Genomic DNA, 13,398 nt, shown 5'->3' with positions numbered 1-13,398 from the left:
GTCCTCCTCCGGGCCTTCTCCACGGGCTGCGCCGCTACAGGGCTTCCAGCTTGGCGTAGCCGAGCATCAGCCACTTGCTGCCTTCGCTCTCGAAGTTCACCTGCACCCGGGCCTGGGCGCCGGCGCCTTCGAAGTTGAGGATAGTCCCTTCGCCGAACAGCGCGTGGCGAACCCGCTGGCCGAGGGAGAAGGGCGTCTCCGGCACCCCGGCGCCGCTGAACAGGCTGCCGCCGGCGTTGCGCGAAGTGCCGCCGTAGGGGCGGCTGACGGTATTGGACAGGCGCACTTCCTGGATCAGCGCCGGCGGGATCTCGCGGATGAAGCGCGAAACCTTGTTGTAGGTCTCGCTACCGTAGAGCCGGCGGGTCTCCGCGTAGGTCAGGACCAGTCGCTGCATGGCGCGGGTGACGCCGACGTAGGCCAGGCGGCGTTCCTCTTCCAGGCGGCCGGATTCCTCCAGGCTCATCTTGTGCGGGAACAGCCCTTCCTCCATGCCGACCAGGAACACCAGCGGGAACTCCAGGCCCTTGGCGCTGTGCAGGGTCATCAGCTGGACACTGTCCTCGTGGGCGTCGGCCTGGGTTTCCCCGGCCTCCAGGGAGGCGTGGCTGAGGAAGGCCTGCAGCGGGGTGAGGTCTTCCTCTTCCTCGCTGTTCTCGAAGGCGCGGGCGGCGCTGACCAGTTCCTCGAGGTTCTCCACCCGGGCCTGGCCTTTCTCGCCTTTTTCTTCCTTGTGGTAGCTGATCAGTCCGGACTGCTCGATCACCGTCTGGGTCATCAGGTGCAGCGGCATGTCCATGACCTTCGCCGAAAGATTCTCGATCAGCTCGACGAAGCCGGTCAGGGCGCTGGCGGCGCGGCCGGGCAGGACCTTGTTGGCGATCATCAGGCGGATCGCCTCCCACATCGACACATCGTTGCCGCGGGCGAATTCGCGGATGCTCTCCACGGTCTTCTCGCCGATGCCGCGTGCCGGCACGTTGACCACCCGTTCCAGCGCCGCGTCGTTGCCGCGGCCGTCGAGCAGGCGCAGGTAGGCCATGGCGTTCTTGATCTCGGCACGCTCGAAGAAGCGCTGGCCGCCGTAGATGCGGTAGGGAATCTTCTCCCGCAGCAGGGCTTCCTCCAGCACCCGCGACTGGGCGTTGGAGCGGTAGAGGATGGCGATCTCGCTGCGCGCCAGGCCGCCCTTGAGCGCGCTCTCGATCGACTCGACCACGTAGCGCGCCTCGTCGTGCTCGTTGAACGCGGCGTACAGGCTCAGCGACTCGCCGTCCTCGCCGTCGGTCCACAACTCCTTGCCCAGGCGTCCCTGATTGTTGGCGATCAGGGCGTTGGCGGCCTTGAGGATCGACGCGGTGGAACGGTAGTTCTGCTCCAGGCGGATCACCTCGGCGTCGGCGAAGTCGTCGCTGAACTGCTGGATGTTCTCGATCCGTGCGCCACGCCAGCCGTAGATCGACTGGTCGTCGTCGCCGACCACCATCAGGCTGTCGCCGCCCTTGGCGAGAATCCGTAGCCAGGCGTACTGCACGGCGTTGGTGTCCTGGAACTCGTCCACCAGGATATGGCGGAAGCGCCGCTGGTAGTGCTCGAGCACGCCGGGATGGTCGCGCCAGAGGTCCAGGGCGCGCAGCAGCAGCTCGGAGAAGTCGATCACCCCGGCGCGGGCGCAGGCCGCCTCGTAGGCTTCGTAGATCTTCAGCATGGTGGCGAGGAACAGGTCGCCGCCGGGCTGGATGTGTTGCGGCCGCAGGCCCTCGTCCTTCTGCCCGTTGATGAACCACTGGGCCTGGCGCGCCGGCCAGCGCTGCTCGTCGAGGCCGAGTTCGCGGATCACCCGCTTGACCAGGCGTTGCTGGTCGTCGCTGTCGAGGATCTGGAAGTTCTCGCTCAGCCCGGCCTCGCGCCAGTGCGCGCGCAGCAGGCGATGGGCGAGGCCGTGGAAGGTGCCGACCCACATGCCCGCCGGATTGATCCCGAGCAACTGCTCGATGCGGTGGCGCATCTCCGCCGCCGCCTTGTTGGTGAAGGTCACCGACAGGATGCTGTAGGGCGAGGCGTGCTCGACCTGGATCAGCCAGGCGATCCGGTGCACCAGCACGCGGGTCTTGCCCGAGCCGGCGCCGGCGAGGACCAGTTGGCGGCCCAGCGGCGCGGCCACGGCCTGGCGCTGCGGGTCGTTGAGGGAGTTCAGCAGGAGGGAGAGGTCGTCGTTCATCGCGGCATTCTACCGGGGCGGGGAAAAGCCGGGCAAACCGGGCCGCCATTCGGCGCAGGCCGGCGCAGCGTCGGGCCTGGCTGCGGAAAAATGCTCTATCCCGGCCTTGGGCAGCCTGCCCCTGCTCGGTTATGCTCCGGCCACTTCAAGGCAAACCACTACAAGAACAAGCGCCTATGACCGTCCATGTCGAGCCCTTGGCGCTGCCGGGCGGCAGCACCGATGTACTGCGGCTCTACGCCCGCGAAATCGCCATCGAGCGTACCCGGCTCCTTTATCTCGGCTCGCGCACGCCGACCCTGCTCATGCTGCTCGGCGGCGTGACCAGCGCCTGCCTGGTGTGGGGCAAGGTCAGCAGCTGGCTGCTCGGCGGCTGGCTGGTCTGGCTGGTGTTGCTCGCCGTCCTGCGCCTGCTGCAGGTCGCCGCCTTCCAGCAGGCCGACAGCCGTCGCCAGGCCAGCCGCCACTGGCGGCGGACCTTCCTGTGCGGCGCCGGCGCCTCGGGCCTGACCCTGGCGTTCGCGGTGATCATGCTGGTCCCGGCCGATGCCTTCCTCCAGCAGGTGCTGGTGTTCGGCCTGGTGGCGGCGGCGATCCTCTCCGCCAGCGTCGCCTATGCGGTGAGCCTGCCGGCCTTCCTCACCTTCGCCTTGCCGGGCCTGCTGCCATCCATCGTTTTCCTGCTGTTGCAGCCGCATAGCCTGTTGCAGGGCTGGGGCGTGCTCGGCCTGATCCTGCTGGTGGCGCTGCTGGTGGTCGCCGGGCAGATCCACCGGCTGGTGCAGGGCGCGCTGCTGCGACGCTTCCAGACCCAGGCGCTGAACCTGCACCTGGAACGCGTCAATGCGGAGGCCGAAGCGCTCAATCGCAAGCTCGCCCAGGAGGTCGGCCAGCGGCGCCTGGTCGAACGCGAGCTGCGCGCCGCCCGCGACGCCTTGCAGCGCCGGGTGGAGGCGCGCACCGAGGAGCTTGGCGCGACCAGCCAGGCGCTCAGCCAGAGCGAGGCGCGCCTGGCCATGGCCCTGGAGGCCAGCGAACTGGGGTTGTGGGACTGGGACCTGGAGAGCGGCCGGGTCCAGCATTCCTATCTCGAGGCGGTCTTCAGCGACGCCGGGGGCGGTCCCGAGGACTATCGCAGGCTGATCGAAAGCATCCACCCCGGCGACCTGCCGCGCATCCGTCGCGCCCTCGCCGAACATCTCAAGGGGCGCAGCGAGCTGTACCGGGTGGAGTACCGCGTGCGCGACCGGGAGGGCGGCTGGCGCTGGCTGGAGGATCGTGGCCGGGCCATGGCTCGCGACCCGCGGGGACGGGTGACGCGGATGCTCGGCACGCGCAGCGACATCAGCGCGCGCAAGCGCCTGGAAGAGCAGCAGCAACTGGCCGCGACAGTGTTCGAGGCGGCCAGCGAGAGCATCGTGATCCTCGATCCGGCCTACAACCTGCTGGCGGTCAACCAGGCCTTCAGTCGCATCACCGGCTATCGCCGCGAGGACGTGGTCGGGCGCAACGCCAGCCTGCTGGTGAATACCCCCGAGGCCCAGCGCCACTACCGGCAGATCCGCGCCGAGCTGCGCCAGCACGGGCAGTGGCAGGGCGAACTGGTGGATACGCGGAAGAATGGCGATCCCTATCCCCAATGGCTGCAGCTCAACCTGCTGCGCGACGGCAATGGCGAGGCGACCCACATCGTCGGTTTCTTCACCGATCTCAGTGCCCGCCGCGACGTCGAGGAGCGCCTGCGTCACCTGCTGCACTACGACGAACTGACCGGCCTGGCCAACCGCCGGTTGTTCCGCGAGCGGCTGCACGAGGCGGCCCAGCGGGCGCGCCAGGAGGAGGGCGGGCTGGCCCTGCTGCTGATCGACCTGGACCGCTTCAAGCTGCTCAACGACAGCCTCGGCCACGAGGTCGCCGACCAGTTGCTCAGGGAGATGGCCCAGCGCCTGCGGCGCACCGCGCCGGAAGCCAACACCCTGGCGCGTCTGGCCGGCGACGAGTTCGCCATTCTCCTCGATGGCGGCACCGGCACCGCGGCCCTGTCGCGCCTGGCCGAACGCCTGCTGGTCCAGTTGCGCCAGCCGGTGAGCGTGCTCGGCCACGAGTTGATCCTCGGCGCCTCGCTGGGGATCAGCCTGTTTTCCGAGCAGGCACGGGAAATCTCCGTGCTGATGAGCCAGGCGAACCTGGCGATGCAACATGCCAAGCAACTCGGCGGCAATACCTTCCAGTTCTTCCGCGACAACCTGCAGGACAGCACCCTCGAACGCCTGCGCCTGGAAACCCGGTTGCGCAAGGCGGTCGAGGAGGGCCAGCTGGACGTGCATTACCAGCCCAAGCTGTGCCTGGCCAGCGCCCGCCCGGACTCGGTCGAGGCGCTGGTGCGCTGGCACCATCCGGAGGAGGGCATGATCCCGCCGTCGACCTTCATCGGCCTCGCCGAGGAGTGCGGGTTGATCGGCGAGATCGGTGAATTCGTCCTGCGCCGGGCCTGCCTGCAGGCCGCCGAGTGGAGCCAGCGGGGCCTGAACCTGCGGGTCTCGGTGAACCTCTCGGTCCACCAGTTGCGCCAGGGCGACCTGCTCGACGTAGTGCGCTCGGCGCTGGCCGACAGCGGCCTGCCGGCGGCGCAACTGGAGCTGGAGTTGACCGAAAGCCAGTGGCTGGACGCCCTCGATAGTGTCCTGGCGACCTTCCGCCAGTTGCGTGAGATGGGGGTGAAGCTATCGGTCGACGACTTCGGCACCGGCTATTCCTCGCTCAGCTACCTGAAGCGCCTGCCGCTGGACTACCTGAAGATCGACCAGTCGTTCGTCCGCGACCTGACCCAGAACAGCGAGGATGCGGCGATCATCCGGGCGATCATCGCCATGGCCCACAGCCTCGACCTGAAGGTGGTCGCCGAAGGCGTGGAAACCATCGAACAGCGGGACTTCCTGGTGGCCCAGCGTTGCGACGAGCTGCAGGGCTACCTGATCGGCCGGCCGTTGCCGGCCCATGCCCTGGAGGAAGGTTTGCGCCAGGCTCGTTGAACGCGATCCGGCGGAGTATGCTGTAGCACTTTCGACTCCCACGAATTAAGGACGATTCATGCGCTCGAAGCCGCTTCTTCCCGCCCTCCTGCTGGTGGGCGCCGGTCTCTCCCCGCTGGCCCAGGCCAGCAGCGACGACTCCTGCTATCCCGATTGGTCGCTGGTCGGCGGCGGTGTCTGCGATACCCTGCCGTTCCTCGCCCCGGGCAACGACACCCGCGCCAACCTGCGCCTGCTGCTGGCCGACGCCGGCCACTGGCGGCTGGTGGAGGCGCCGCCGTCGGAGGAAGAGAAGCTCGAAGGCTACGGCCTGGTGCCGTTCGGCCTGTTCCGCCTGCTGCCCGGCGACGGCAGCCAGCCGCCCGCGCCGTCGGCGGCGAGCGAGGCCGAGACACCGCCGCCTGCGCCAGCGCCCTCGCCGCTCGCCGAACTGGCCCGGCAGATGGGCGCCGAAGCGCTACCGGAAAAGATCGCCGGCGCCGAATTCTTCGAGGGCGAGGGCAGCCGCTGCCGCAGCAACGACCAGGACAGCGCGCTGGCGTTTCTTCGCCAGGTGCGTGACGCCGGGCTGGGCGAGGCGGAGACCAAGGCCCTGGCCAACAGCCGCCTGGACCTGCTCGGTGCCTGCGGCTGGGAACAAGAGGAACTGGGCGGTGTGCTCGCGCAAGGCGTCGAGTCGGCCGCAGGCAAGGCCTTCGCCACGTACCTGGAGGCTGCGGCCAACTTCTACAGCGGTCGCTTCGACGAAGCCGAACAGGGCTTCAAGGCGTTGCAGGACGTGTCGCAGCCCTGGCTGAAGGAAACCGCCCTGTACCTGCAGGCGCGCACCCTGCTCAACGCCGCCCAGCAGAACGCCTTCGACGACATGGGCTTCCCCGAGCTGCAGAATGTCGACAAGGCTCGCCTGGAACAGACCCGCAGCGCCCTCGAGGCCTACCTGCAGGCGTATCCGAAGGGGCTCTACGCCGCCTCGGCCAAGGGCTTGCAACGGCGCGTGCATTGGCTGGCCGGCGACCAGAAGCTGCTGGCCCAGGACTATGCCGCGCAATTCGCCGAAGCCGAGCAAGGGCAGCGCAACATGGCCCTGGAAGACCTGGTCCAGGAGGTCGACAACAAGCTCCTGACCGGTATCCAGCTCGGCGACATCCAGACTCCGCTGCTGCTGGCGGTAGCCGACCTGGTGCAGATGCGCGCCCACGATCCGTCGACCCCGCGCAGCTTCACCTGGGAAACGCTGCAGGCCCAACAGGCCAGCTTCGCCGCGCATCCCGAACTGTTCGCCTACCTGCAGGCGGCCTATCGCTTCTATGTCGACCAGGATCCGGCGAAGACCCTCGAAGCGCTGCCGCAAAAGGTCGGCAGCCTCGACTACGTCGGCTTCAGCCAGCAGACCCTGCGCGGGCTGGCGCTGGAGCAGCAGAAGGACTGGAAAGCCGCCGAGGCGCTCTGGCTGGAACTGTTGCCGCAGGCCGCGCAGCCGTACCAGAAGGGCCAGTTGCAGCTGGCCCTGGCGCTCAACTACGAGCGCAGCGGCCAGTTGGAAAAGGTCTTCGCCGAAGGTTCGCCGGTCCAGGAGCCGCTGCTGCGCAGCATCCTCCTGCGCAACGTCGCCGACGCCGCGCTGTTGCGCCGCCAGGCCAAGCAGGGCGCGACGGCGGAAGAGCGCGATACCGCGCTGTTCACTCTCCTTTACAAGGACCTGCGCCGCAGCCGCTTCGCCGACTTCGGCAAGGACTTCGCGCTGCTCGGCGAAACCCCCTCGCAGACCAAGCTGGGCACCAGCCTCGGCTATGTCTACGGCGCCGGCAACAGCCTGGAGCTGTTCCGCTGGAAGGGCGACAAGGCCGAGTCCGGCTACGTTTGCCCGGCCATCGCCGAGTCGGCCGCGGCGCTGGCCGCCGATGACAAGGACCCGAAGGGCCTGAACTGCCTGGGTGAATTCATCCTGCGCAACGGTCTCGACGGCATGCCGCTGGACAGCCAGCCCGAGGCCAACGAGCTGGGCGGCACCCCGAGCGGCTTCAAGGGCGAGGTGTACTCCCGGCTGGATGGCTATCGCCTGGTCATGGACAACCCCAAGGCTCCGCGCGAAGACAAGGCCTACGCGCTGTTCCGCGCGATCAACTGCTTCGCCCCGGCCGGCTACAACACCTGCGGCCAGCAGGACATCCCGCAGGCCGAGCGCAAGCAATGGTTCCGTACGCTGAAGTCGACCTACGCCGACAGCTCCTGGGCCAAGGAACTGAAGTACTACTGGTGAGGCGCTGGCGAGCCTGGCTGGCGGGCCTGTTGCTGGGCCTGCCGCTGTTGCCGTCCGTCGAGGCCGCGGTGCGCGCCGAGGACTACGGCGCCTTCTGGCTGTGGAGCGGCGTCGCGCCGCAGCCGGTGCTGGCGCGGGCCGAGACGCTGTACATCCTGCAGGGACAGATCAGCCAGTCGCGCCGGCGCCCCGGCGAGGGCGTGCGGCTGATCGCCCAGGGCATCTCGGTGCCACGCCTGGCGCGGGGCGAGGTCTGGGTGGTGTACCGCGCCCATACCCTGCGCTGGACGCCGCAGATCTACCAGGCCGTGCTGAACCAGGTGCAGCGCTGGAAGCGTGCCGGCAACCCGGTGGTCGGCATCCAGATCGACTTCGATGCGCGTACCCGCTACCTCGACGAGTACGTCGATTTCCTCCGCGACCTGCGCCGGCGCCTGCCCCGCGAATACCGCTTGAGCATCACCGGGTTGCTCGACTGGGGCAGCAACGCCGAGCCGGCGGCGATCAACCGGCTCAAGGGCGTGGTCGATGAAGTGGTGGTGCAGACCTACCAGGGGCGTCACAGCATTCCCAACCACGCCGCCTACCTCCCGCGGGTCAGCCGCCTGCAGCTGCCGTACCGGATCGGCCTGGTCCAGGGCGGCGACTGGCAAGCCCCCGACTACCTGGAAAAGAGCCCCTGGTTCAGGGGCTACGTGGTGTTCCTGCTCAACCCTCAGTGAGCGCAGCCGCAAGCGCCCTTGCCGGCACACCCGCCGCTGCGTTCGGCCTGCGGCTGGCGGGTATCCTGGCCGGGCTGGAGATCGCGCATCAGTAGCGCGTAGCACAGGTCCAGGCCTTCCGGCAGCGCCAGGTAGACCACGTGGCCATTGCCCGGCGCCACCTCGATGGCCTCGCCGGCGGCGTTGCGCAGGTCCTCCACGCGCAGGCTCAGGTTGCCTCGCGGAGTCATCAGTTCGACGCTGTCGCCGCGCTGGAAGCGGTTCTTCACCTCCACCTCGGCCAGTCCGTCGCGGCGTTCGCCGGTGAGTTCGCCGACGAACTGCTGGCGCTCGGACAACGAATGGCCGTGCTGGTAGTTCTGGTACTCGTCGTGCACGTGGCGGCGCAGGAAGCCCTCGGTGTAGCCGCGGTGGGCGAGGGACTCCAGGGTGTCCATCAGACCGCGGTCGAACGGCTTGCCGGCCGCCGCGTCGTCGATCGCCTGGCGGTAGACCTGGGCGGTGCGCGCCACGTAGTAGTGGGATTTGGTGCGGCCCTCGATCTTCAGCGAGTGCACGCCGATCCGCGCCAGCCGCTCGACGTGCTGCACGGCGCGGAGGTCCTTGGAATTCATGATGTAGGTGCCGTGTTCGTCCTCGAAGGCGGCCATCGGTTCGCCGGGACGGTTGCCTTCCTCGAGGAGGAACACCTGCTCGGTCGGCGCGCCGCGTCCCAGGGTCGGCTCCCGCGCCACCACGTTGCCCAGCTCGTCCTCGCGGCCCTCCACCGCCTTGTATTCCCAGCGGCAGGCATTGGTGCAGGTGCCCTGGTTGGGGTCGCGGCGGTTGATGTAGCCGGACAGCAGGCAGCGCCCGGAATAGGCCATGCACAAGGCGCCGTGGACGAACACTTCCAGCTCCATGTCCGGCACCTGCTGGCGGATTTCCTCGATCTCCTCCAGCGACAGCTCGCGGGAAAGGATCACCCGGGTCAGGCCCTGCTGCCGCCAGAATTGCACCGCGGCCCAGTTCACCGCGTTGGCCTGCACCGACAGGTGGATGGGCATCTGCGGGAAATGCTGGCGAACCAGCATGATCAGGCCGGGATCGGACATGATCAGTGCATCCGGACCCATGGCGATCACCGGCTCCAGGTCGCGCAGGAAGGTTTTCAGCTTGGCGTTGTGCGGGGCGATGTTGACCACCACGTAGAAGCGCTTGCCAAGTGCGTGGGCCTCGGCGATGCCTTCGGCCAGTTGGGCGTGGTCGAAATCGTTGTTGCGCACCCGCAGACTGTAGCGCGGCTGCCCGGCGTAGACGGCATCGGCGCCGTAGGCGAAGGCATAGCGCATGCTTTTCAGGGTGCCGGCGGGGCACAGCAGTTCGGGGCGGAGGGTGGTGGCTGTCATGGTTCGGGCTCGCAACGACGTGGGCGCGCGACTCTAGCCGAGCGCGCGCCGGGCGATCCTGAGCCGGATCAATGTCCGCGTCATTCCAGCCAGCGTCGACCCTGCAGTTCCAGCAGCAGTTGCGCCTGTTCCGGGCCGTTGCTGCCGGCCGGGTAGGGCCGCGGGCTCTGGTAGTGCTCGCGCCAGCCGGCGAGGATCGGGTCGACCCAGCCCCAGGCGGCCTCTACCTCGTCGCGGCGCATGAACAGCGTCGAGTCGCCCTCGATCACGTCCAGCAGCAGGCGCTCGTAGGCGTCCCAGCGCCGCTTGTTGCGGCTGAGGGCCTCGGCCAGGTTGAGGTCCAGCTCCACCGGTTCCAGTTGCATGCCCTTGCCCGGGGTCTTGGCCATCAGTTGCACGCTGATCCGCTCCTCCGGCTGCAACCTTATCCACAGGCGGTTGGCCGGCCCGCCGCCGCCGTCGATCAGGCTGTGCGGCACCGGCTTGAACTGGATGACGATTTCCGAGCACTTGCGCGCCATGCGCTTGCCGGTGCGCAGGTAGAACGGCACCCCGGCCCAGCGCCAGTTCTCGACCTCGGCCTGGAGCGCGACGAAGGTCTCGGTATCGCTGTCGTTGTCGACGTTCTTCTCGAAGTAGTACGCCGGCACCTCCTGGCCGCCGATCCTGCCGGCGGCGTACTGGCCGCGTACCGTCTTGTCCTGCACGTCGAGCCCGGAGATCGGCTTCAGCGCCTGCAGCACCTTGAGCTTCTCGTTGCGCACAGCCTCGGCGTCGAAACGCACCGGCGCCTCCATCGCCACCAGGCAGAGCAACTGGAGCAGATGGTTCTGCACCATGTCGCGCATCGCCCCGGCGTGGTCGTAGTAGCCGCCGCGGTTCTCCACGCCAAGGGTCTCGTTGACGCTGATCTGCACATGGTCGATGTGCGCCGCGCGCCAGACCGGCTCGAACAACGCATTGGCGAAGCGCAGGGCCATCAGGTTCTGCACGGTTTCCTTGCCCAGGTAGTGGTCGATGCGGAACACCCGCGACTCGTCGAACACCCGGCCGATGGACTGGTTGATCGCCCTCGCCGAGTCCAGCGAATGGCCCAGCGGTTTTTCCAGCACGATGCGCGCTTGCGGCCCGGCGAGGCCGGCGATGGAGAGGTTCTGCGCGATCGGCGCGAACAGGCTCGGCGAGGTTGCCAGGTAGTGCACCAGCACCCGGCCCTCGCTGCTCTTCAGGTGCCGCGCGAGACGACCGAAGTCTGCGCTCTGCGAGGCGTCCATGGCCAGGTAGTCGAGGCGCGCGGCGAAGCCTTTCCATTGTTCGGCGGCGAACTCGCTGCGCGCCACCACCGCGCGGACGTTGCGCTCGGCGAGGGCGAGGAAGGCGGCGTTGTCCAGCGCGCTGCGGGCGAGGGCGAAGATCCGTGTATCGGCCGGCAGGCGGTCCTCCCGGTGCAGGCGATAGAGCGCCGGCAGCAGCTTGTGCAGGGCCAGGTCGCCGGTACCGCCGAAGACCAGGATGTCGCAGGACGTTGGAGTGGCTGGTGTACTCAAGGCAAGCTCCCGACGGCGTTGGCTGGGCGTGGCTGACTGTTTGTAGTATAACTACAAGGTTACTACAGAGAATCGAGCCCAGCCTGTGAACCTGCTGCAGCACATAGCCCAGTCCCGCCAACAGCTCCGCAAGTCGGAACTCAAGGTCGCCGATCACGTTCTCAACGATCCGGCGTCGGTCATGCACAGCTCCATGGCCGAACTGGCCCATGGGGTCGGGGTCAGCGAGCCGACCATCGTGCGTTTCTGCCGCGCCATCGGCTGCAGCGGCTTCCAGGACCTCAAGCTGAAGCTGGCGCAGAGCCTGGCGGCCGGCGCCAGCTTCGGCCAGTTCTCGATCCATGAGAGCGACTCGGTGGCCGACTTCAGCCTGAAGATCTTCGACACCACGCTGCACAGCCTGATGGAAGTCCGCGAGCACCTGGACACCCACGCCCTGGAGCGCGCCATCGCCGCCATCGCCCACGCCCAGCGCGTGGAGTTCTACGGCTTCGGCGCTTCCGGCGCGGTGGCCTCGGATGCCCAGCACAAGTTCTTCCGCCTGCTGCTGTCGGCGGCGGCCTACTCCGACCCGCACATGCAGGCGATGTCGGCGGTGACCCTCAAGCCCAGCGACGTGGCCATCTGCATTTCCCAGTCGGGTCGCTCGAAGGACCTGCTGATCACCGCCAACCTGGTGCGCGAGGCCGGCGCCACGCTGATCACCCTGTGCCCGAGCCAGACCCCGCTGGCCGACCTGGCCACGGTCAACCTGGCGATCGACGTGCACGAGGACACCGACATCTACACCCCGCTGACCTCGCGCATCGCCCACCTGGTGGTGATCGACGTGCTGGCGATGGGCGTGGCCATGGCCCGCGGCCCGGACCTGGTCAACCACCTCAAGAGCGTCAAGCGCAGCCTGCGCAGCCTGCGCCTGTCGCCGAAGGTGATGAAGAACCAGGAAGAGCGCGGCGAGCCGTCCTGAGGCGCCGCCGGGAAGGCATAACGCAGTCTTCACCGGCCTGCCGCCAAACCGTCACATTGCTGCGCGATGCTCGCGACTCCAGCCAGTCGGCCATGGGAGACGCGAGATGCCCCGTCATAGCGATGCCAATGCCCAGCACGTGGATTCGAAAACCCGCCGCAAGCTCGAAGACCAGCGGCGCATGCAATTCCGCCGGGCGATCGAGGACCACTGCGAAGAACTGCGCCTGCGCCAGGAACTGGCCGACTACCCCGAGCTGGTAGCCGCCGCCTACCTCAGCTCGAACCGCCAGGGCCGGCGAAGCGCCCAGCGAGCTGGCTGATCAGCGCCCGCTCCTCGCGGACGAAGGCGACGAACGCCTGGGCCACCGGGCTCAGGCGCTTGCCCTTGGCGTGCACCAGGCACCAGCTGCGATAGAGCGGCAATTCCTCCACCGGTAGTTCGCGCAGCAGGCCGTTGGCCAGTTCCTGGTGCGCCGCATGGCGCGGCAGCAGGGCCAGGCCGAGGCCGGCGATCACCCCTTCGCGCAGGGACTCCAGCGAGGCGATCTCCTGGATCTGCGAGAAGTGCGCGCGGCGTTGCTGGAAGAACTCCTCGCAAGCCTTGCGGGTGCCGGAGCCCGGTTCGCGGACCAGTAGCGGGAAGGGCTCCAGGTCCTTCAGGGCCAGCTTCGCGGCGTTGCACAGCGGATGGTCCGGCGGCGCCACGGCGATGATCGGGTTGTTCAGGAAGGGCAGGAACTCCAGGGCCATGTCCTGCGGTACCAGGGACATGATCACCAGGTCGTCGCGGTTGTCGGCCAGGCGCTTGATCACCTGGGTGCGGTTGACCACCGTCAGGCTCAGGCTGACTTCCGGATGCAGGTTCTGGAACGTCTTGAACAGGTGCGGGGTGATGTACTTGGCGCTGGACTCCACCGCCAGGCGCAACTGGCCCTGCAGCGAGCCCTTCAGGTCCGAGAGCTGCATGTCCAGGCTTTCCAGGCGCTGGAACAGGTCGGTGCTGGTCTTCAGCAGGGCTTCGGCGGCATCGGTCAGGTAGAGCTTCTTGCCGACGTACTCGAACAGCGGCTGGCCGACCAGCTCTTCCAGTTGGCGGATCTGCAGGCTGACCGCCGGCTGGGTCAGGGCCATTTCCTCCGCCGCCCGGCTGTAGGAGCGGCTCTCGCATACGGCACGAAAAACCTGAAGCTGCCGTAATGTCATACGCATCAACGACTTACGCATTCCAGTCACACTCTGACCGAGATCGGTCGGGCGAC

At 67.9% G+C, this 13,398-nt stretch carries 9 protein-coding genes; 5 read left to right on the top strand and 4 right to left on the bottom strand.

Annotated features, from left to right (window positions below; genetic code table 11):
- Positions 1–34 precede the first annotated feature (34 nt).
- Positions 35–2,221 (bottom strand): DNA helicase II, encoded by a 2,187-nt coding sequence (gene uvrD, locus AT700_RS28345; protein ID WP_003117615.1) that lies wholly within the window; start codon positions 2,219–2,221, stop codon positions 35–37.
- Positions 2,222–2,397: 176 nt separating this feature from the next.
- On the opposite strand from uvrD, the gene AT700_RS28340 reads away from it, so the two are divergent.
- The 3 genes from AT700_RS28340 to AT700_RS28330 are packed head-to-tail and all read left to right on the top strand — an operon-like array spanning position 2,398 to position 8,235.
- On the top strand, positions 2,398–5,253 hold the full coding sequence (locus tag AT700_RS28340) for a putative bifunctional diguanylate cyclase/phosphodiesterase (protein ID WP_015649860.1): 2,856 nt from the start codon (positions 2,398–2,400) through the stop codon (positions 5,251–5,253).
- A gap of 58 nt (positions 5,254–5,311) precedes the next feature.
- Complete coding sequence (locus AT700_RS28335) at positions 5,312–7,513, top strand: hypothetical protein (protein WP_016562503.1); 2,202 nt, start codon at positions 5,312–5,314, stop codon at positions 7,511–7,513.
- On the top strand, positions 7,510–8,235 hold the full coding sequence (locus AT700_RS28330) for a DUF3142 domain-containing protein (RefSeq protein WP_003096864.1): 726 nt from the start codon (positions 7,510–7,512) through the stop codon (positions 8,233–8,235). Before AT700_RS28335 ends, AT700_RS28330 begins: the two co-directional genes overlap by 4 nt.
- Here the strand turns inward: AT700_RS28330 and yegQ are convergent.
- Entirely contained in the window at positions 8,229–9,623 is a 1,395-nt protein-coding gene (gene yegQ, locus AT700_RS28325; RefSeq protein ID WP_048521746.1) for a tRNA 5-hydroxyuridine modification protein YegQ, read from the bottom strand. The two genes, AT700_RS28330 and yegQ, sit on opposite strands and share 7 nt — an antisense overlap.
- An 80-nt stretch (positions 9,624–9,703) precedes the next feature.
- The gene (gene zwf, locus AT700_RS28320) at positions 9,704–11,170 is read right to left on the bottom strand and encodes a glucose-6-phosphate dehydrogenase (RefSeq protein ID WP_003096859.1); all 1,467 of its coding nucleotides are present in this window, start codon (positions 11,168–11,170) and stop codon (positions 9,704–9,706) included.
- A gap of 85 nt (positions 11,171–11,255) precedes the next feature.
- Here zwf and hexR point away from each other — a divergent pair, with 85 nt between their 5' ends.
- Positions 11,256–12,137, top strand: coding sequence for a transcriptional regulator HexR (gene hexR / locus AT700_RS28315; protein ID WP_003096857.1), 882 nt, complete (start codon positions 11,256–11,258; stop codon positions 12,135–12,137).
- Between the two features lie 106 nt (positions 12,138–12,243).
- Entirely contained in the window at positions 12,244–12,459 is a 216-nt protein-coding gene (locus AT700_RS28310) for a PA3496 family putative envelope integrity protein (protein ID WP_003105559.1), read from the top strand.
- Here the strand turns inward: AT700_RS28310 and pycR are convergent.
- The gene (pycR, locus tag AT700_RS28305) at positions 12,413–13,348 is read right to left on the bottom strand and encodes a LysR family transcriptional regulator PycR (RefSeq protein ID WP_048521745.1); all 936 of its coding nucleotides are present in this window, start codon (positions 13,346–13,348) and stop codon (positions 12,413–12,415) included. The genes AT700_RS28310 and pycR overlap by 47 nt on opposite strands.
- Between the last annotated feature and the right edge of the window lie 50 nt (positions 13,349–13,398).

Origin of the sequence: Pseudomonas aeruginosa (assembly GCF_001457615.1) — a bacterium.
Classification (GTDB): Bacteria; Pseudomonadota; Gammaproteobacteria; order Pseudomonadales; family Pseudomonadaceae; genus Pseudomonas; species Pseudomonas aeruginosa.
The sequence above is the reverse complement of the archived record's forward strand: the minus strand, read 5'-3'. Positions and strand labels throughout refer to the sequence as shown.